The following is a 21,363-nucleotide window of genomic DNA, read 5'->3' on the forward strand; positions in this document are numbered from 1 at the left end:
CGCCGGTTTGTTTGATTTGCAGATTGATATAATCGAGTACATGGTCATTGCTCATCATAGCCTCGGTCGATGCAAAGCCCAGGCATTTAGCTACGCTCGCCAGGTCAAAGAGCAGTTCACCCGTCTTACGGTCACGAAGAATCTTTACCGGCGTTGCTTCGAAATAGGATAGGAAGTATTCGTATTGACTGGAGGAATGTGTGTGTATCATTGTGATTATGGTTTTAGTGAGACCAGGCCGAGCTGGTTAAAGGGCGGATAGTTGCGTTGCCATTCGAAGAAGTTCGTTTGCTTAATCGTGGGCACGGCATCCGGTGGACTTGGCTCATCCCAGGCAGCGGGGTAGCTGTCGCTAGGCTCAACGGCTAGGCGTTCGATCTGCGACTCATCAGGCTTAAGAACCGAGCCGGATGTTGCGGCCCATTCGTCCAGTGTGCTGACATTAACAGTTAGCGAATCGGGCTCTGGCTTAGTAATGGTGTTTACTAGACGTTGCTTCGAGCTTGCTGGGACGGGTTCACAATCTATTAACTCATCTACTTTGATCGGAGCAACGCCAATAGTTTCAATAGGCAAAAAGTTACTGCTAGCTGCTAAAGTGCATATAGGGGGTTTGGCAGTAGCAGTAACTTTTCCGGCATCTAATGGGCGGGTTTGCGGGTAGTTTACTGCCTCATATTTTGCGTCTGGGTAAATGGGGGTTGCCATCCCGTAGCGCAGACCATCCCGAATTGTTTTTTGGGATTTGCTAAACATGGGCCACTCGCTCACGACAGTCTCCAGCGCGTAGATCACCGTTTGTTCATCCAGTCGACCAGCTGCCACAAAGCCCCCCGCTAGCTTAGCCGCTTTCAGTAATCGACTGTGCCGCTCACCCTCGCCTGCCAGTTCAGTGAAGCGTACGAGCCGGTGTAAGAGCTGGCTGTCATCCTGAGTCGAATCGGGTGAGTATCTGGTTTGAGATGGCTTAGGCGGGGGCGGGGTATACGTCCCCATCATTGCCTTGGCATTCTCATTGATATAAGGCTGATCATCGAAGGAAACAAACCGCAGATGCGTTGGATTACCCCCTTTTGTCGGATCAAGCTTTATCCCTAGCTTTTCGCTGAACAGTTTGTGCAGGTATCTAAAATGAGCCGCCAGCGTTTCGGGTGTTTGGTCATCAGGCAAACGAACGATAAACCAGAGGCCACAGCGCACGGAGTAAGCACAAACCAGAATGAATGGTAGACGCATCAGATGCTTTTTCAGCTCGGCCATATCAACGCCTGGATTGTCTTTCTGATCCACATCGCCCATCATGACTGGCCATTGCTGCAGAATCTTTTCGTCAAACGTGGTATCCTTTTTTCGATGCCTCAACAGGGCGACCGGCGTGAAGGCCGACAGGTGTTTTTTCATCTCATCCTGCTTGGCCTTATCGGGCTCGGCTCGTATTGCTTCCGTAGGAGCCTGGTAATAGCGCGTGGTTGCCATGCGCCGGAGGGTAGTTCGTTGAGAGGGAATGGTAGCGAACGTATTACGCTGGAGATCGTATTCAAAATAGCTGATGGGGACGTCCAGGAGGTTGGGTCGGTACTGCTGATTATCCATACTGCTAACTGCTAAAGTGGGTGCTAATTTGATTTTGGCAGTATCAAAAGTTACTGCTAGCTGCTAAACCCCCTATATGGCAGTTAGCAGTAGCAGTAACTTTTAGTCGGTTTCTTCCTCGATGACTTCGAGTCGGTAGTACTGCTGTCTACCATCCCGATATTCGCCTAATCGAACCGCGCGGCCCTGCTCATCGGTCATGTATAGCTGGTCTTCGATGACCTGCTTTAGCCGTTCGCGAACCAGGGCATTGCTGGCTTCAAACTCGGATTCAAGGGTCTTAAATACATCCCCTTTGGTCAGTGGCCCGTCGGCCAGCAAACTCATCAACCGGTCAGCAACCGCTTCGGCATCCGCCTTGTGTTTGCGGTAGTTAATGTGACTGGCAATGGCATCGGCACCCGCGAGCACCAGCCCATTGCTCTCCTTGCAGAATTGCAGATACAGCGGGTCGGGTCGTTTGCCCCGGCGTAGTTTGAGGTACCGCAGCTTGATCATCTCGGTATCGTTACCGTTGGCGTCTTTCTCCAGTCCGATCTGAAGAACCGTACTGGCTTTGTTGGCCGCTTCGGTACCTGCGTGGCCACGGGCCTTTTCGGTACCGGGGTTCTGGTGGATCACCAGCAGAAAGGTGGCGTTGTAGTTATCGCAGAGGTTACCCAGGAAATCAAACAGCTTCATGGATTCCTTTGGGTCGTTAAAATCTCCGATCGCATCGGTCACCACGTCGATCAGACAGAATAAGTGTAAGGTTGTCTGATCGCGAACGTGGTGTATAAACGTCTCGATGGCTTTGAACCGGTTCCGTCGTTCTTCCCCTTTGATGGAAGTGAAACGGAATTGTTCAGGAGATTCATCCAGGCGGAAGCCGGCGCGTAATTTGATGCCCTGGATGGCGAAGGGTAGCTCCTCGGTAAGATTGCGTTCTGTATCAATGTAACATACACAAAACCGTTCGAGCATAGCCCTTTTGAATCCCAGAAACTGGGGATCATCGGTTTCGTTGGTCGTTAGCATCAAGGCCGCTTTTAATTCGGCCAGGCGTGATTTATGCGAGCCGAAAGCGCCCTGAATCACATTGACGGTACCCCGCCCAATAATACCTACCTCCTCCCGGCTTATTAATGGTGGGCTGAATACCACCTGCTGACTAGCCTTAATGCCCAGTAATTTTTCATTACCCAGTAGCCGAGCCAGCATGATCTGCTGAGGATCTGAATTGGCATTGCATTGGTCGGTTTTGGGTTCTTCAGCCGTAAAATCATAGTCAGCATAGTCATTTAGCTCTTCATCCGGCTTATTGAAAAACGGTGGCACATACGTATCTTTGCCCTGTTGAAATGTCGTCATCGCGTTAAGATCTTTCACCGCCTTCGGCTTGCCCCCGTTGGCGGTTTTATTTTGGTGTTAAGCAATGAATGGGATTATGCGCTAGCGTGGTCGCTTTTACGACTTTTGCTCTGCACACGACGATTAATACGGGATGACACTTGTTGACGGGCTTGTTCGTCTAATTCATCGGCTGTGGACTTACGGCCATTCTTGACCCATTCGATTAGCTCCGAACGCACAAAATAGAGTCGGCCACTACCAGCAGGTTTGCTGAAGGGAATACGTTTCTCATAGACCATTCCATAAACTGTGGCCGTAGTGAGATTTAGTAGTTGGGCGGCTTGAGTTACATTCAGTAACTCATCGGCAGGCGAGGGGGCGGGAACGGTTTGGTTTAACCGATCAAGGAGTGTTTGCACCAGTTGGCGCGTTTCGCTTACGTCCTCTTGGATTCTTTGAAAATCAACTGTCATACATCGGCTGGTTTATCTAAGCCGACGCAAAAGAGTAAAGCAAAAAATATCCCGATCAATACCCTGAGATATAATAGAGATAAGACAGGGATATAAAATATTTAGTTTTTTTTCAATTTGGACACTCTTTTTTCTGAAAATCCTTTCCCTTTGAGGTAGTTTTCTAGGGTCGACTGACTCAATCTAACAATGGAGCCAGTCTTATTTAGTCTGAACATTTCGCAAAGCCAACGGCTAACGGCTGGTGCTCCACCATTAATCTTACTCATATTTTGGTAAAAAAGTTGCGCCAGTTCTACCTGTCTACAGTTTAAAACAATAGGACTGCTCGGTTTATCTCCTTCTAAACACTTAATCAATATTGGATGTAAACTTGAATCTATCGAATCACATAAACCGTCGAATATTGTTTGCCGCGCTAATTTGGTGATGAACAAAGCAGGAGCAACTTTTTTCGAATTACTAATTTTTTGATCTGCCTTCTTAGCCTTGATTTCATTTAGCCAATCCGGATTTCTCTGTAAATTGATCAAGTATTCATAATACATATAAGCATGCTGCCCTTCTATAAACTTTAAAATATTGGGTGGTGCTGCAACAAACCCCTCGTCTTGGAAAGAGGCAAAAAGCTTTATACCGTCCTCTCTATCGCGAAAAGTTTTCGCTGCTAAATAATGAAAGTCTTCGCCTGGCTTCCATACTTTCCCTGGCAAATAATATTCATTGTAAACAGAATCAATTGCTTCTTGGAGCTTTCTATCAGGATGGAGGGTATTTACAACACGAGATTCAAAGCGATTTTTACATGAATAAAAGTCTTTACCGCTCTTTTCTCTCGCTTGTGCCTCAATCCAAGGCAATTCCCATTGCCTGTAAACAAGTCCATTGTATCCATGTACTTCTCCGGCTGTTTTAGGCATAGTACTAAACTCAACCCCTTCTGGTTTATAAGTGCCAATTTCGAAACCAAAATGCTTGTTACAGAATGATACACGTTGGTAGTAAGTTTCAAGTCTATCAAACTCCTCTTTGAGCTTGTTAACGAGGTCGATTCGCCATTGCGTCACTGCTTCACCCATTCCAGTGGATTCGCCACGGCAGTAATCATCCTCCTCTCCAATGTAATAAGTAAACCGAACGCCGTCATCATTGGCAATGGTTATCGTTCTTTCCATAGCCAACACAAAGAAATACTCATTGAGTATATCCAACTGAATCTCGACTTCGTCTCTATCCTGAATTCTATCAATAAGATTCACGACATCAAACTCCTGGGCCTTATCCGATCTCAAATGATAATACTGTTGCTCCATGGTGTCATTTACTGTTTTTGAATCCCGTCAATACATTCGCATATTGCCGCTTCACATCATCTTCAAAGCTATCCAGGTAGCTCTCTGTCGTGCGGATATCCTGATGGCCCAGACTCTCACTAATAAACTCAATGGGCGCACCGGATCGCTTGAGAACAGTACTAAATGAATGTCTGGCCGTATACGTCGTGACGTCTTTATCAATCTTTACCACTTCGGCGATCTGGCGAATGTATTTATTGATCGTCTTGACAAACTGCTTGATGAGGGCCATTTCGCGCTCTGCCGTTATGCCAGGCGTGAGAATACCGAATACGTACGATGAGTGCCTGACAGGCTTTTTACCCCACTTGTCTATAATTCGCTGCACGTCGTCAGTGATGGCCACAGCGATCGATTTTACCTCCCGTTTAGTGCGTTCGGTCTTCGCTCTGACAAACCGGATATGACCACCGCTAATCTGCTGGTAAGTGAGCCTGGCCATATCCTTTGGGTTCATGCCATTGCACAGATACGAAAACAACCACAGATCACGCGCCCGGTCCTCAGCGCTCATGGACTCTGCTGGATAGTGGTATATCTTCTCAATGTCCGAAAGCGTAAGCGCCTTCTTCACATTGCGGCCGGTAGGAATCTGATAGCGCCGTTTTGTAAAGGGGTACGCATCACGATCCGCAACGCCATCCTCAATAGCTTGATTATAGATGGTTCTAAGGCTACGTAGATAAATACCAACGGAGGTGATTGAGCGCCCTTTAGTAAGCATCCACTGCTCAAAACCCTTTAGCCACTGGGGTGTAATATCTGACCAGGAGAGGGGCGTCTTTCTAGCATGATAGGCCAGTAGTGCATTGGCCGCGCATTGATAACTATCGGCTGTGCCTGCCCGACCTTCAGACTTGAGCTGAGTAATATGCGCATCAAACAGGGCAAAGACATGATCGGGCTTGGCCCTCGATTCACCGGCGTAACGATTCTCAAACTCATCAAAGCTAAAGACCGGTAAGTTTTTGATGACCCGTTCGGCCCGGTTGCTAAAGGAGTCGAGTAGCGCTTTTGTATCCCGGATAAAATCCTCCCGGGGTTTAGGCTTACAAACCTTATCCCATTGGACGTCAGTCAGGCTAATCTCGGTCGGGTAATAGCGCTGCTGACGCTGGTAAGTAATGCGCAGTTTAACGGGGTATGTACCGTCTTTTTTCTGCTTACGGGTATCAAAATAAAAGTTTACGGTAGCGCTCATCTAAAACGACTAACACCCCGTTTAAAATAGTCAGGGGTTCAGGTCTGTTGCATACAAATTTGCATACAGTTTCCCGTAATATCCAGAAACAAGACGAAAAGTTTTATAGCTTTGTGGGCGATTAAATGCAACTGGCAAGGATTTACGGAACAGTACGAAAAGAAACGTAAGTAAAAAACCTGACTACGGATCAGGAGGTTTGGGGTTCGAATCCCTACGAGTGCACCAGATACTACTATTTCAGTCAAAAAAGCCCGCTAGACAGTGGGCTTTTACTTTTTGCATCCCTATTTCTCTCGCTGCCAATTTCCTGCAAATATTTAAATTTCGGGGTGTACTAACTTTTATTCAGGATGTGCTCCTTACTGTGCAAATAGTAGTTGACTAGTTTACTTATGTCTATAATATCAACTTTGTGGTCTTTTAATTTGGTATGCTCGCGCCTTGTACCCTAAGTAGATCTAGGTTACGTTCGGCAAAGACGTTATTAATGTCCTTGAACTTGTCTATATGGAGTGGGTTATAGTTCAGGGGAGACGTGGCCACTTTCCAGGTAGCATTTTTTAGGATTGCGGCCACTTGTTCAAACATCAACTTTCTCGCATTCCTTATACTTCCACCTCATACTCCAGCTTAGTAAGGCTATTCTTAAGTATCTCCGACAATCTCCTGTCGAACGTTTTTTGGAAAATTTCGCAATAAATTAATTGACAGAAGCTAGCGGACATACTTTCTTCATGTGTTTTCTTCTCGAACAAGCTGGAGAATTTCCTCGGCCAGTTTTTGAATCCGCTGCTCAATAATCCGTAGCGGTTGCCCCGTTTCCCGGGCAATTCGCTCGGCTTCTAACTGCTCAAGCACACGCAGATGCGCTTGTGTGATTAATAAGAGCTCTTTCAGCTCATTGATAAGTAGTTGCATTGTATCAATAAAGACTTTTTAGTACCAGTACAGCACATATGAACCACCTGGATTTGGATAGGTATAGATTTCTCTAGAAGTGAAAACCAGATGCTAAGGTTATCAAACCGGGCAGAAATAGTTTTCACGAACGTATCAGCCGTTCGCGTTTGCCTATTTATATCTAATTGCAGCCTTTCAACCTCTGCCTTTCAGTTAGGATTGATCGTTGAACCGGACAGAAATTAAACAGCAACGGAGCAAACGTTTAGACTGTATCCCTGCTCAATCTTCATTGACATAAGCTGCTATAACAGGTTGCAATAGCGGTAATATGGTCTCAATCTGCTTCTTTTCCTCATCCGTCCAGTGCCGGACTCGTCCAAACACACACGGCTGAAGAATGCCCCACAGTTTACTGTCTTTTTGAATATGAGCATGAATCAACGCCCGATGACCAAACGTTTTTCGTTCAAACTCTCGATTAAGTACATCGGGGGATGCCGTCTCTACATCATCAACATAAACCGATGGTTTAATGGCTAAACCGGCACGAATCAATGGGTCCTCGGCCGGTAGTTCATCTGTATCAGCTTGCCAGTCGGGCTGAATGGTGTTTTTGTCGGGTATGCTCTGATTTTTTCGCCAGCAAAAAGCGCTACGTCCTCTACCCCGATCTGGCTGACGCACATACAGAAAGCAGCGATCTGCCTGCAAGGCCAGCCCAACGTACTCCACAATCTGATTGAGGGTATGAGAAGGGGAGTGCTCAGCTCTAAGCAGCTCTTCAATACTTGCCGATAATGCGTTTATGTGGATCATAAGTGCATAACCATAACTCTGGGTCGAAGTTTGTTGCCCACATTTCCAGACTTCATAGAAAGCCAGTTATTTCTCGGACAGAAGGCTTTCTACCTAGAGTAATCTGTATTAAGTAATTGTATTATTTTGATATTAAATTAGTTGCCCTGGCCATTAAATAAATATAAAATTTTGCTGTATGATACGTATCAAATAACTAATACCTTTGTACTATCAAAAGAAAATAACACAGATAGTACGCGTACGTATTGCTTATTTGATACATCAAAATAGTATAATTTATAGTAGTAGGTTATTTAAGAAGATATATAGTATTTGGGGCTGCCTAATTTGGCAGTCCTTTTTTTATATCAATCTGGGCGAATTACTTTACCAAACAACTCGCCCCTGATTGGTCAGCTCCGGCTGATCTGGTAGAAAGTACGCTGTGCGTATCAAATAAATTATCCAGGCGTCTGATCTTGCAAATTATCACTGGAGACTTTGTCCCGGCTACTAAGCGACAGTTATGGCTGCTGGTCGTTATTCATGTTTGTAGCCACAGCCATTACTCCGCATGCAAGTGTTTCTGCAAAGGATTTAAGCTTATAGAAGGGCTAAACTAGTTAATAGTGGCTCACAACAGAGTCAATACGTCTCACCTGCCAGCCTTTATTGGCTGCTTTAGAAGCCCAGCCCGTATAAGTCAGTATGTTACTTCCACCGTAGATAAGGAGTTCAAATTGAATGCTATCTGAGTCTAAGCCGCCAGATGAATAGGAAAATTTATGGGTATTGTAACCACCTATTTGATTCATGAGTGGTTTATTCTCAACGGCGGTTTCAATTAGATTATACTGAAAGGTAGGCTGTTCATAGCCGGGTCGAAGCCCAGTCAGGCTTTTTACGGCAAAGAGTACCAGCGCTATACCTAACGCCCAATAAATCAGTGTCCTACTGGGCTTTGCTTTTAGGGGATACGAAATATCAATCATAAGGCTAGGTAGTCAGGTATAGGGTGTTTTGAAAATCTCGACTTTGGGTAACAAACGGGTAAGTTGACTCCTTATTGTTTTAATAAGACGATATTTGAGACCTGGCAGCCTCACAGAGATTTAACGTTAACGTATTCACTTGAGGGTTATGTACATCGCCGGTCATACCGTTTACGCAAAATGACCTGTTTCGCTTTTTATTATTCGTTTAACTGCACATCCATAGGACATAGAGCTTCTATCGAAGTGAAGGCTCATTTCTTTACCTTCGTCTCATGAAAAAAGCCTTTTCTCTTGCTCTTGCCGTTGTGCTGTCGGTTACGTTGCCTGAGCACTCCCTTGCTCAATCCACCGATTGGGTGGAATACGTTAATCCACTTATTGGTACTGACTCAAAGCCCAGTTTGTCGAACGGAAATACGTACCCGGCTATTGCGTTGCCCTGGGGGATGAACTTCTGGATGCCACAGACGGGCAAAATGGGCGATGGCTGGGCATACACCTATGCCGCCGACAAAATCCGGGGCTTTAAGCAAACGCACCAACCCTCTCCCTGGATGAACGACTACGGTCAGTTTTCGATTATGCCGATTACGGGCAAACAACGTATCGACGAAAACGAGCGCGCCAGTTGGTATTCTCACAAAGCAGAAATTGCCAAACCTTATTACTACAGCGTTTACCTGGCCGATCACGACGTAACAACCGAGATTACACCAACAGAACGGGCATCCTATTTCCGCTTTACGTTCCCCAAAACGGATAGCTCGTTCGTCGTCGTTGATGCCTTCGATAAAGGGTCGTACGTGAAAATCCTGCCGAAGGAGCAGAAGATCATTGGTTACACAACGCGGAACAGCGGAGGGGTTCCGGCTAACTTCAAAAACTACTTTATTATTTCCTTCAATAAGCCTTTTACTTCTGCGCAAACCTGGAGCGATAAACTAGTACGTAATGATCTGGAAAGTCAATCGGCTCATTCAGGCGCCATTATTGGGTTCAAAACTGCCAAAGGGGAGCAGATTCAGGCTCGGGTGGCTTCGTCATTTATCAGCTTTGAACAGGCAGAACGAAATTTGGGTGAAATTGGCGCAGACTCTTTTGATACAATCAGGCAGAAGGCAAAAGGAGCCTGGAATAAAGAGTTGGGGCGTATTCAGGCAGAAGGTGGTACGCTGGCGCAGATGCAGACATTTTACTCGTGCTTATACCGGTCGCTGCTGTTTCCCCGGAAGTTTTACGAACTCGATGCAGCCAAAAAAGTGGTACACTACAGTCCGTATAATGGACAGGTATTGCCCGGCTACATGTTCACCGATACAGGTTTCTGGGATACGTTTCGGTCGATGTTTCCTTTTCTCAACCTGATGTATCCGTCGCTGAATGTACAGATGCAGGAAGGCCTGGCTAATGCGTACAAGGAAGGTGGCTGGCTGCCCGAATGGGCAAGTCCGGGGTTACGTAATACGATGATCGGCTCCAACTCAGCGTCAGTCATTGCGGATGCCTACCTGAAAGGCGGCCGTGGTTACGACATTACTACGTTGTACGAAGCCGTGCTGAAAAACTCAGAAAAAGAAGGGCCAATGGATGCGGTCGGACGTCGGGGTGCTACGTATTACAACGAACTGGGTTACGTACCGTACGACGTAAAAATCAATGAAAATGCCGCCCGAACACTGGAATATGCGTACGATGATTTTGCCATTTATCAGCTGGCGAAAGCCCTGAAACGGCCGCAAAATGAAATTGATCGCTTTGCCAAACGATGCCAGAATTACCGAAACTTATTTGACCCCGCGACAGGATTGATGCGGGGTAAAAATAAAGACGGTTCGTTTCAATCGCCGTTCAACCCATTCAAGTGGGGCGATGCCTTTACGGAAGGAAATAGCTGGCATTACACCTGGTCGGTCTTCCACGACGTACAGGGACTAGTCAGCCTGATGGGCGGTCGTCAAAAGTTTATCGCCAAGCTCGACTCAGTATTCACGCTTCCGCCGGTTTATGATGAGTCGTATTATGGCAGCGTGATTCACGAAATCAGGGAGATGCAAATTGCGAATATGGGCCAGTATGCACACGGGAACCAGCCGATTCAGCATATGATCTATCTGTACAATTACGCAGGTGAACCCTGGAAAACGCAGTATTGGCTCCGTGAAGTGATGAACCGTTTGTACCTGCCTACGCCAGATGGGTATTGTGGTGATGAAGATAATGGGCAAACATCGGCCTGGTACGTCTTTACGGCAATGGGCTTCTATCCTGTGTGTCCGGCTACTGATCAGTACGTTATAGGAGCGCCACTGTTTAAAAAAGTAAGCCTGAAGCTGGAAAACGGTAAGCAGTTGGTAATCAATGCAGCTAACAACAGCGCGCAGAACCGATACATCACTACGTTGCAGGTAAATGGTAAGTCGCATACTAAAAACTGGCTAAGTCATCGGGAATTGATGAACGGTGCTGTACTGAATTTCACCATGTCGGCAACCCCTAACCCGCAGCGTGGCACCAAAACTGAAGATTTCCCCTATTCTTTCTCCACGGAGATTAGGAAATAGACGGATTAAAAAATCTTATCACAAAACACTTTCTGCGGCTGACCGGTAATAAAAACTAACATTCATTACGTTTTTTATGCCTCTTTTCGTTATCGTCCGTCATGGCCAATCGCAGTGGAATGCAGAAAATCGCTTTACGGGCACTACAGATACACCCCTAACCGATCTGGGCCGTCATGAAGCGCGGGAGGCCGGAATTTTGCTGAGCAGTCATCAACCTCCTCATTTCGGGATTGGGTTCACATCGGAACTTCAGCGGGCTATCGAAACAATGGCGATTATTCTTGACGTGATTCAGCAAACCGATTTGCCTGTCGAACGTAACGCGGCCTTAAACGAACGTATGTACGGCGACTTGCAGGGCATGAATAAAGAAGAAGCGCAGGTGCGGTTTGGTGACGAGCAGGTCTTTCGCTGGCGCCGAGGCTATGCTGATCAGCCACCCCACGGCGAAAGCCTGGCTGATACGCACGCTCGCGTCGTTACGTATTTTAAAACGGTTATTCTGCCGCATCTACAAGCCGGACAGCCAGTGCTGGTTGTCGCTCACGGGAATAGTTTGCGGGCTTTAATGATGGAGCTGGAACATATCAGCCCTGAAGACATTGAAAAAGTAGAGCTGGCAACAGGCATTCCACGACAGTACGATTATGACCCGGCAACGGGTGTGTTTAAGCTATTGCCCAGATAAGCGTTAATTTCTGATTTTCCACTTAATCTGTCTAGCGAAAACGTACGATCTATGGTGAAACGTAATGGCCTGTCAGGTTCTGGATTTTTCTTTGGTTTGGGTTGAATGAATCAGTAAATGGCCGTTAGGAAATACTTGTATAGTAAGCCAGGAAAGGCACTGGCGTTCACGTAATGCAATTGCTATGAAAACCCTCATTACTGCAATAATTCTTCTAGTAGGCTATTCAAATCTGACTGTTGCTCAGAACCCGTCGGTCGAAAACGAAAAATTTGTGTTTCTCAACAACGGTGCTACGGTCGGAATGATCATTAAATCGGTATTAAAAGCTGATAAGCAACGACTCAAACTTACGGATCAGCAACTGCCTAAAGCCCGGCAAGTGATTACGAATGCAGTGGTTAAATACAACGAAGGTGTTAAAAAATTGAAGGCTTCCGGCATGAATCAGAAGAAGCTAAGAACGCTCGCAGTGGCTGTAGAGACCGAAAAAGTGCATGAATACAAAGCTATCCTGACCAACGAACAGTATACCGCATTGGTTGCGCAACACATGAAAATGTATCCGGAAAGTAAAGTGTAACTGGTAAGTTGCTGAATGTTGACTGTCAACGATCGAATAATAATCGCTTGTTTATTCGTGACTCCTCCTGTACATTAGCAACTCACTCGTCTGCTAATGAGACGTTTTATCCAACTATTCCTATTAAGCTGGACCTTGTTGACGTTACGTCTGATGGCTCAGCCGTTACGTGACCAAACTGTTGTGGTTCTGCCGAGTAATGAAAGCCAGGTTTCTCTTGTGGGAAGCCTGGCTTTTTTACAGGATTCGTCGGGTAAGCGAACTATTACCGATGTGAAACAACTGACCAACGAATCCGCTTTTCAGTACGTTACCTCGCCCGTTCCGAACTTTGGCGTTATCACCGGAACGCAGACAGCTACCCCCATCTGGCTACGTTTTCGCTTACAGAATAACCTTACTCAACCGCAGGCATGGCTTGCCGAAATCGATTTCTGGTGCTTCGATGAACTGCAATTGTTTATCGTCAACGAAGCCGGACAGGTTTTGTCTACATCGCCCATAATAGGCTGGAAAACTCCGGCCACTCAACGCCTTCGTCACCATCGGTATTTCTGGTTTCCGTTTACAGTGCCTGCTCAGCAGCGTGTAACGGCTTATTTACGGGTGATGAAGCATCGTGGAACCCAGGTTATTCCGGTAGAACTGGTGCGCGAATCGGCCTACGAGCTGACGGTGCAAAAAAGTTATTTGTTCTGGGGAGGTATTCTGTTTACGCTCACCTTTGTGGCGATTATGAGCCTGGTTTTTTTTCTTAATACGTTCAATCGGGTTTATTCAAAATACATTTTCTGTCTGTTGGGGCTGGTTGGTTTTTTTATTATCAACAATGGATTCATGAACCAGTTTGCGTTTCGGGAGCAATTCTGGTTGCCCCGTCAGAACGTTTATTTCCTGTTTCCGCTCATCCTTTTCTATTCGCAGCTCATTTTTGTCCGGTCCTTTCTGCCGCTACGTCGTACGCCCTCGCATCGCCTGCACACCACTGGAACGGTCGTACTCTGGTGCGGATTGGTCTGTCTGCTGGCTCTGACGGCCGAATGGTTCACCCCGCTGTCGTCGATGATGGAGCTGGTTCTGATTCGGATATTCACTACGCTGTATTGGCTGCCCTTGCCGGTTATTGTGGCCTACATTGCAGTCAGCATAATTCGAAAGTACTACGTCCGCGAAGCGTGGCTGTATCTGGTCGCTGTGACGCCATTTTACGCGCTCAATCTGGGGCTGGTTTTGGCTAATCTAAGGCTAATACCAACCTATGAACCGCTGGCTAATTTTGCTTACTACGCACCTGCCGCTCTTTTTGAAGTATTGGTACTGACCGTTGGATTGGCGTATCGTTACAAAATAGATCGGGATCAGACCGAGCGGCTTATTAAAGAGCAAACTATTCATCAGCAGCGGATGTATGAAGCGGAAGTACAGGCACTAGCGTTGAAAAACAGCCTGCTGGTCGAGAAAGAACGTATTGCGAGGGACCTTCACGATAATGTGGGTGCCCACCTCGCTTTTGTCGTGACGAACCTCTCTCATATTAGCGATCAGGCCGAGAAGCAACCGACGTCAAACGGGGCTCAATGGGCATCTCAACTGCGAACGATTGTTAATTATACCCGCGATGCGGTAAAACTTCTGCGCGAAACCATCTGGGCTATTCACCAGGAAAGTTTTACGGTGGAGGAGTTTGCCGAGCGGCTCAATCAGTACATCAACCGTTACGTTCATTCGAGCGAAGGCCTGCATGTATATACCGACGTAACGGGCTCTCAGACGCAGCGCCTTAGCTCCACTCAGGTACTAAATTTATTTCGTATTGTGCAGGAATCCCTCAACAATGTGTTGAAGCATGCTCAGGCGACGCAGGCTACGGTCCAGCTCCATGTTTATGCCGATGGGCATATCAATTTACGTATTCACGACAATGGGCGTGGTTTCAGCTGGCCCACTGCTGCTGCTTCTGACCTGCATTATGGGCTACGGAATATGCAGACACGTGCTCAGGAGTTAGGTGGTACGTTCCGGATGATTGCTGATGAAGGAACCACCGTAGAAGTAGACGTTTGAGAAAGAAATTGTTGACTTCCTTCGAGCGGGCGTTACCTTGTTCATTCGTTTGCCGACTAATGGATTGAACCCAAAAAAGACGCCCTTCCAAACCAAATAGCCGTGAAATTTCTCTGCAAAACCGTTACGTTACTAGCTGTTTTCATCTGTACTACTGCGTCTGTAATGGCTCAACAGGTGCTGATGCAGGGTTTTTATTATGACATTCCAAAGGCACAGTGCGGAGCGGCCTGGGCCGATACAATGGCGGCAAAAGCAGCGCAACTGGCGGCTTCAGGATTTACACACATCTGGACACCACCGTTTCAGGGGAACGGGCCGAACAGCGGAGGCTACGACCCAAAAGATCTGTATATCGGAACCAACAGCACACTTACGGCGCTGGGTACCAAGCAGAGGATTCTGAGCATGGTATCTGCGCTTAAAGCTGCTGGTGTACAGGTGGTTGGCGATATGATTTACAACCATCGGGATGGTGGCAGACCTGAAAATAATGACGCCGTGCTGGATTATATCATGAATCATGCCGGTAATACGAGCAGTCAGAATTGTTACCAGTATTCCATGCCATCGGACCGGTATCGGCTGATTCTGCCCGTTGGTGGTTCGTCGGGCAATGGTACCGGCAATTACTATATCAATATCAAATCGCGGACGAGTACCTACGCACAAAGCAAATACATACTCTACGTAACGACGAACAAAATTGGCGGATCGAGTTGGTCGCCCGTTAATCATACTACGTTGATTGCCCCTGAGCAGTCGGCGGCTTTCCCGATTCAGCTGGGGACAAACTACGAAGTGAAAATTGATAATAATGGTGATTCGGACGAGTTTCGGGTGGCGGTTAATACAACCAATATGCATTCGACCGATACGTTGTTTATTCAGATGATCAACCCCAATCCGGGAGATATTACGTCGTATTCCAACCATCGCCCATGGAAAATCTGGTACGATCCGCTCGGCTCAGTGGGCAATGGTACAAAACGGGATCTGGCCGACTTTACGAAAATGTTTGCCGCAACGGGTGGGCTTCATTCAGCCTATAAACTTCGCGCTCAGACGTATACTAATTTCTGTGGTTTACCTGGCGGAGGCCCCTGCATGAATGGAAGCAATTTTCGACCAAACTGGTCGGGCAATTCCGCTGCTGATGTCAGCGCTACGTGCCTTGGCCCCGCCTGGAGCCAGCAAAGTATGGATTACTTCTACGATTACGACCACCAGAATCCGGATACGAAACAGAAGCTGATTGACTGGACACTCTGGAGTTGGGATCAGGTCGGAATTCGGGGATTACGGATGGATGCGATCAAGCATTTTCCGGCTTCGTTTGTTGGCGATTTGTTGTGTGCCATGCACGCTGCGGGTAAAGACCCGAGTCTGACGGTGGGTGAGTGGTACGGAAAAGATCCGGGCTTCCAGAGTGAGTGGCTTACGCAGGTTTACAATCGACTAAACGCCTGCGGGGCGGCATCGCTGAGTCCGAAAGTGTTTGATTTTAACCTACGCGATTTGCTCAAAAAAGCCAGCGATGGTGGCGAAGGAGTTAGTACGTCGATCAGTTGCGACGATCCAAACGCCTGGGATGTCCGAACGATTTTCGATGGTAGTTTGCATAACGGAAATGGATTCAGTGGTAATAACGTCGTAACGATGCTGAACAATCACGATTTTCGCAGCGACGATCCAACCCAGGGAAATTCGTTGATTCATAACCGGGGCAACGCGCTGAACAGTTATGCATACTTGCTCACTAATAATCAATTGGGCGTGCCGACCATCTTTTGGCCCGACTACTACGGTTATCCGGCAAGCGTAATGACCTGGAACAATACGTCCTGTGAGCCGAAAACGTTCGGCTATTTCCCCACCTGGTCCCAGGGAGGTTTAAAAACCGAAATCGACAAGCTAATCAACGTATTGAAAACGTACATCAATGGCTCTTCCGGCGTCGACTACCTGAATAAGTTTGGTGGACCGGCCATTACGTATTTTAGTGGTTGTTACAAACGCTCGCTTATTTATCAGAACAAGGCAGCCGGTAGCGTAGGTGGCAAAGAAGTGCTGAATGTAATCAACTACGGCGATCAGATGCTGGATGCCGAAATTCCGACTATACTACGTAACGGTCTGGCGCCAGGAAAATCGCTCACCAACGTAGCTGGCTCAACATCAACTGCTACGCCCATCGTTTCGGCGAGCGGAACAGTACGTGTTAAAGTTCCCGCGCACAGCTTCGCGGTCTGGGTGCAATAATGGGCGCAAAAAGAGAGCGTATGTGGTGGACTGAAGTAACCCGAAAAGGGCTGTTTTTTTACCGATCAGCTCGCTTTTATTGATTTCTGTAACACATCGGGTAGAGGGGTAGTTGTTTCAATAATCTTTCTTGATTATCCACTCAACGAATGAATCAGACACTGATTAATCGCCGGACGCTGGGAATTACATTTACAACAGAAGGTGCATGTGTGCGAGTCTGGTCGCCCTTAGCGCAATCCGTCGGTATTCATCTTTGCAAACAGGACGTAACCATTCCGCTTCAAAATGACGGTAACTACTGGCAGGCTTTGCTGAGTCAGGTGAAGCCAGGCGATACGTATAAATTTGTGCTGAACGGCTCGTTTGAACGACCGGACCCTGCGTCGCTCGCGCAGCCAGATGGTGTACATGGGCCTTCGCTGGCGGTTGACATTGGTACGTTCGTCTGGACGGATGCTGACTGGGGAAATTTACCCCTGGAAGATTATCTGCTCTACGAGCTGCACACCGGTACGTTTACGCCCGAAGGTACGTTTGCCGGTATCGAAGATCGGCTCGATTATCTGGTCGATCTGGGCATCAACGCCATTGAAATTATGCCGGTGGCGCAGTTTCCCGGTACGCGCAATTGGGGTTACGACGGCGTATGCCCGTTTGCCGTACAGAATTCGTACGGTGGTATTGCTGGTTTACAACAACTGGTAGATACCTGCCATCGGAAAGGGATTGCCGTGGTGCTCGACGTTGTGTACAATCATATGGGACCGGAGGGCAATTATTTTGCCGACTACGGGCCTTATTTTACGACACGCTACCAGACACCCTGGGGAAATGCGTTGAACTTTGACGACGATTACAGCGACAGCGTTCGGCGGTATTTCATTGAAAATGTGCTGATGTGGTTTCGGGACCTGCACATCGACGCACTACGTATCGATGCCGCCCACGCCATTCATGACACCCGTGAAACGCACGTATTACGTGAAATCAAGCAATACGTTGATGAACTGATTCGTCAGACGGGCAGACCGTATTATCTGATTGTGGAGACTGACCAGAACGAAACGAAATTCATTGCGTCGCTCGCTGCGAAAGGGTATGGAATGGATGCCCAATGGAACGACGAGTTTCACCACGCCCTGCGCGTTACGGCCGGTGGCGAACGTAGCGGATATTATGCCGATTATAACGGCATTCAGCATTTAGCCAAATCGTACAAAGATGCTTACGTATACGATGGTACGTACATGCCACGCCGGGCCCGCATTGTTGGTAAATCAACGGCGGGTCATGCGGGGCATCAATTTGTCGTTTTCTCCCAGAATCATGATCAGATCGGAAATCGAATGCTGGGCGAGCGGCCCAGTCAGCTGGTAAGTCTGGAAATGCAGAAACTCATGGCCGGTGCGGTCATGAGCAGCCCATACCTGCCAATGTTGTTCATGGGCGAAGAGTGGGGTGAACAGAATCCATTTCTATATTTTGTAAGTCATTCAGACCCAGCCTTGATTGAAGCAGTACGGCAGGGGCGCAAACGGGAATTTGCTGCTTTTCAGGGACCGGCCGAAGCCCCGGATGCACAGGACGAGCAGACATTCGAGCAATCGAAACTTAACTGGGACCGACTGACTACGGAACCACACCGTACGCTATTTCGCTACTATCAGACTTTACTGTCGCTACGGAAACAATCATCGTTACGTCATCCCGACCGCGAATCCGTTGCTGTTGTGGTTGACGAGCTTCGACAAACGCTTACGTTACTCCGACGGCATACACAGCCAGACAAATCGGTCGAAACGGTTGTTTGTCTGATGAATTTCTCGAAAGAGCCTCAAGTGCTTACGCTTCCGTCCAGCGAGCGAGACTGGCACAATCTGCTGGATTCAGCTGATCCGCACTGGCGAGGTCCTCAGTCAGCTCCGGACGTAGTGGCTAGCTGTGAATCGGTGACGGTGCAGGCCGAATCCATTTTGATCTATACGAATAAGTAAGGTTTCAGCCGCAGGAAGCACGACAAAATCAGTGAAGCAGTAGACCATACTATCTTTTGTAGAATTGATTTTGATTTGTGAAAAACAGAATGCAGCCAGGTTACAATTTTAAAGAAGTAAAAACTGTTAGAAGCCTCGCCCCTGCACGATAGACAAATGAAAAAAGCCCTATACAATGCGTATTAGGGCTTTTATTCTAGTTTGGTGGTCTCGACGGGAATCGAACCCATATCAAACGTTTAGGAAACGTCTATTCTATCCGTTGAACTACGAGACCAAAAAGTAGAGACGCAATACCTTGCGTCTCTACAGTTCTACAAAAGTGCCGAAAATCCGTCAGCTTGCCAAACCGTCGCCGTATTCGGCTGATTCTGTGAGCGGTACGTGCAACCAGTTTGGGTAAATCTGGTAATGTTTTTCCTTCACCAGATCGTACAGTAACTCACGTAATTCCCCAACATTCTCACCTGTTTCGGCAGAAATAAAGGCTACGTAATCGGCTTTCTGAGCCAGATACGTTTTCTTTAGGTACTCCAGCGCGGTTTTCTTACGAACCGCCACGGGTACAATTACGTCTTCGTGTGTATCCTGAAACGTATCATCGTCTTCGGAGGAATGGGGCTGTTCAGTCCATTCATCTTTTGGAACAAACCGATCCATTTTGTTGAAGACCAGCACCATGGGTTTGTCGGCAGCTTTGATATCGGTCAGCGTATCGTTGACGACATAAATCTGCTATTAAAATTTTGGGTGCTATACTACCACAACGTCCACCTGTATATGGGCTTCGCGCACTTCGTCGTGTGTCTATTTAAACGACTCGATCAACATGGTTGGCAACTTCCGGATAAAACCAACCGTATCGGTCAGCAAAAATGGAATGTTACCGAGCGTCACCTTACGTACTGTGGAATCGACCGTAGCGAATAGTTTATTTTCCGCAAAGACATCGGTTTTTGCCATTGTCCGCATGAGCGTCGACTTACCTACGTTGGTGTATCCAACCAGCGCCACCCGTACCAATCGGTCGCGTTCTTTTCGGCGTGTCTGGCTCTGACGGTCAATTTTGGCTAACTTATCTTTTAAAAACGCAATCCGGTCTTTAACGATACGTCGGTCCGTTTCAAGCTCTTTCTCCCCTGGTCCACGCATCCCAACGCCCCCTTTCTGACTGGTCAGGTGGCTCCACATCCGGGTTAATCGGGGGTACATATACTGATACTGCGCCAACTCAACCTGCACGCGCGATTGCGCGGTTTGGGCACGTAACGAGAAAATATTCAGGATGAGCAGACTCCGGTCCAGAACTTTAATCTCGTTAAACTCCGCTTCCAGGTTACGTACCTGCGCAGGTGTCAGATCGTCGTCGAAAATGATCGAGTCAACCGGATTGTCGAGAATATAGGTCTTGATCTCTTCCAGTTTTCCTTTTCCCACAAAGGTGCGGGTGTCGGGTCGTTCGAGTTTCTGCGTAAACGATTTCAGGGTTTTAACGCCCGATGTTTCGGCCAGAAACGCTAATTCGTCTAAATATTCCTTGGTCTGTTCAGCCGTCTGTTTTTGTGTAATCAGCGCGACCAATACAGCGGTTTCGGGTTGTTTATGGGTATCAATCATATAGTAGTTTCGATATTCTTCGGGTAGTTATTGAACCGTAATTTGATTCGCATCATCAGGCTTCTTTTTATGGAATCGATAAGACGAAGAAAATGATCATTCAATGACTACAACAATAATTTAACGGCCCCTTCCGGGGAAAAGTTTCGGCGAAAAATCGTTCCAACGTAGTGACAATCATCATACCTGGATCGTTTTCCAGCGTCCCCGGCGGAACACAAGAATCGCAATGAATGCCAGCAGGGTTTCGCTGATCGCTACTGACCAGAATACGCCGGGAGGTCCCCAGTTTAGCAGATGAGCGAGCGTATAGGCCAGTGGAATTTCAACGACCCAGAAGCAGACAATGTTAATAATGGTCGGCGTTTTTGTGTCGCCTGCACCATTAAGGGACTGACTTAGCACCATGCCATAGGCCATAAACAGGTATCCCAGGCAGAACACGCGCAGACACTGTACCGCAACATCAACCACACGGCTGTTATTGTCGAAAAGGCTAACCACTTCGGCAGCACCCAGGAAGAACCCCGCGCCAACTGCCGCTAAAAAAAGCATGTTGCAGAAAGCCGCTCGCCAGGCAGACGTTTCGGCACGTTCGGGCTGGCCAGCCCCCAGATTCTGCCCAACCAACGTAGCGGCCGCATTCGCTAAGCCCCATGAAGGCAGGATCGTAAACACAATAATCCGAATGGCAATCGTATAACCTGCCACTACGTCGCTGCCGTATGTAGACAGAATTCGGGTCAGGAAAATCCAGCTGGCCGAACCAACCAGGAACTGACTGGTACCACCCACCGCCAGACTAAGCAGATTGCGGATAATGTTCGTGTCAGGCACAACATCCGACTGCAGAACCTGTATTGATCCTTTAGTGTGGGTCAGCGCGTAAAGTTGATACAACACGCCGGCCGAACGTCCCAACGTAGTAGCAACTG

16 protein-coding genes, 1 tRNA gene and 1 pseudogene are annotated in these 21,363 nt (G+C 47.5%); 6 read left to right on the forward strand and 12 right to left on the reverse strand.

Features of this window, described 5'->3' with window-relative positions; translation table 11 throughout:
- The 9 genes from ACOJS8_RS05690 to ACOJS8_RS05730 form a co-directional block, all read right to left on the reverse strand.
- A partial coding sequence (locus tag ACOJS8_RS05690; protein ID WP_420147567.1) for a hypothetical protein occupies positions 1-211 on the reverse strand: 211 nt, incomplete at its 3' end.
- 5 nt (positions 212-216) lie between these two features.
- A complete protein-coding gene (locus ACOJS8_RS05695) occupies positions 217-1,593 on the reverse strand; it encodes a hypothetical protein (protein ID WP_420147568.1) in 1,377 nt (458 codons plus the stop codon).
- 102 nt (positions 1,594-1,695) lie between these two features.
- On the reverse strand, positions 1,696-2,943 hold the full coding sequence (locus tag ACOJS8_RS05700; RefSeq protein ID WP_420147569.1) for a hypothetical protein: 1,248 nt from the start codon (positions 2,941-2,943) through the stop codon (positions 1,696-1,698).
- A 74-nt stretch (positions 2,944-3,017) separates the two neighbouring features.
- Positions 3,018-3,398: a helix-turn-helix transcriptional regulator gene (locus tag ACOJS8_RS05705; RefSeq protein WP_420147570.1), complete on the reverse strand. Its 381-nt coding sequence runs from the start codon at positions 3,396-3,398 to the stop codon at positions 3,018-3,020.
- Positions 3,399-3,499: 101 nt separating this feature from the next.
- Entirely contained in the window at positions 3,500-4,711 is a 1,212-nt protein-coding gene (locus tag ACOJS8_RS05710; protein ID WP_420147571.1) for a hypothetical protein, read from the reverse strand.
- Positions 4,712-4,715: 4 nt separating this feature from the next.
- On the reverse strand, positions 4,716-5,954 hold the full coding sequence (locus ACOJS8_RS05715) for a phage integrase SAM-like domain-containing protein (RefSeq protein WP_420147572.1): 1,239 nt from the start codon (positions 5,952-5,954) through the stop codon (positions 4,716-4,718).
- 735 nt (positions 5,955-6,689) lie between these two features.
- Entirely contained in the window at positions 6,690-6,875 is a 186-nt protein-coding gene (locus tag ACOJS8_RS05720) for a hypothetical protein (protein WP_420147573.1), read from the reverse strand.
- 264 nt (positions 6,876-7,139) lie between these two features.
- Positions 7,140-7,676, reverse strand: a complete 537-nt coding sequence (locus ACOJS8_RS05725; RefSeq protein WP_420147574.1) for a GAF domain-containing protein — start codon at positions 7,674-7,676, stop codon at positions 7,140-7,142.
- 605 nt (positions 7,677-8,281) lie between these two features.
- Positions 8,282-8,650 carry a hypothetical protein gene (locus tag ACOJS8_RS05730; RefSeq protein ID WP_420147575.1) on the reverse strand — a complete coding sequence of 123 codons (369 nt, stop codon included), beginning with the start codon at positions 8,648-8,650 and terminating at the stop codon, positions 8,282-8,284.
- A 275-nt stretch (positions 8,651-8,925) separates the two neighbouring features.
- Between ACOJS8_RS05730 and ACOJS8_RS05735 the strand changes: the two genes are divergently transcribed.
- The 6 genes from ACOJS8_RS05735 (at position 8,926) to treZ (ending at position 18,811) form a co-directional block, all read left to right on the forward strand.
- The gene (locus tag ACOJS8_RS05735) at positions 8,926-11,214 is read left to right on the forward strand and encodes a GH92 family glycosyl hydrolase (RefSeq protein WP_420147576.1); all 2,289 of its coding nucleotides are present in this window, start codon (positions 8,926-8,928) and stop codon (positions 11,212-11,214) included.
- A gap of 76 nt (positions 11,215-11,290) precedes the next feature.
- Positions 11,291-11,905, forward strand: coding sequence for a 2,3-bisphosphoglycerate-dependent phosphoglycerate mutase (locus ACOJS8_RS05740; protein ID WP_420147577.1), 615 nt, complete (start codon positions 11,291-11,293; stop codon positions 11,903-11,905).
- A gap of 184 nt (positions 11,906-12,089) precedes the next feature.
- Positions 12,090-12,488 (forward strand): hypothetical protein, encoded by a 399-nt coding sequence (locus ACOJS8_RS05745; protein WP_420147578.1) that lies wholly within the window; start codon positions 12,090-12,092, stop codon positions 12,486-12,488.
- A gap of 96 nt (positions 12,489-12,584) precedes the next feature.
- Positions 12,585-14,552, forward strand: coding sequence for a sensor histidine kinase (locus tag ACOJS8_RS05750; protein WP_420147579.1), 1,968 nt, complete (start codon positions 12,585-12,587; stop codon positions 14,550-14,552).
- Between the two features lie 102 nt (positions 14,553-14,654).
- On the forward strand, positions 14,655-16,814 hold the full coding sequence (locus ACOJS8_RS05755) for an alpha amylase (RefSeq protein ID WP_420147580.1): 2,160 nt from the start codon (positions 14,655-14,657) through the stop codon (positions 16,812-16,814).
- Positions 16,815-16,963: 149 nt separating this feature from the next.
- The gene (treZ, locus tag ACOJS8_RS05760) at positions 16,964-18,811 is read left to right on the forward strand and encodes a malto-oligosyltrehalose trehalohydrolase (protein WP_420147581.1); all 1,848 of its coding nucleotides are present in this window, start codon (positions 16,964-16,966) and stop codon (positions 18,809-18,811) included.
- 202 nt (positions 18,812-19,013) lie between these two features.
- Here the strand turns inward: treZ and ACOJS8_RS05765 are convergent.
- The 3 genes and pseudogenes from ACOJS8_RS05765 to ACOJS8_RS05775 form a co-directional block, all read right to left on the reverse strand.
- Positions 19,014-19,088, reverse strand: a tRNA-Arg gene (locus ACOJS8_RS05765).
- Positions 19,089-19,147: 59 nt separating this feature from the next.
- Positions 19,148-20,428, reverse strand: a pseudogene (gene hflX, locus ACOJS8_RS05770) (GTPase HflX).
- A 180-nt stretch (positions 20,429-20,608) separates the two neighbouring features.
- Positions 20,609-21,363 (reverse strand): MATE family efflux transporter (locus ACOJS8_RS05775; RefSeq protein WP_420147582.1); only part of this gene is annotated, 755 nt, incomplete at its 5' end.

The sequence above is a fragment of the Spirosoma sp. genome (assembly GCF_048594605.1).
Taxonomy (GTDB): Bacteria; Bacteroidota; Bacteroidia; order Cytophagales; family Spirosomataceae; genus Spirosoma.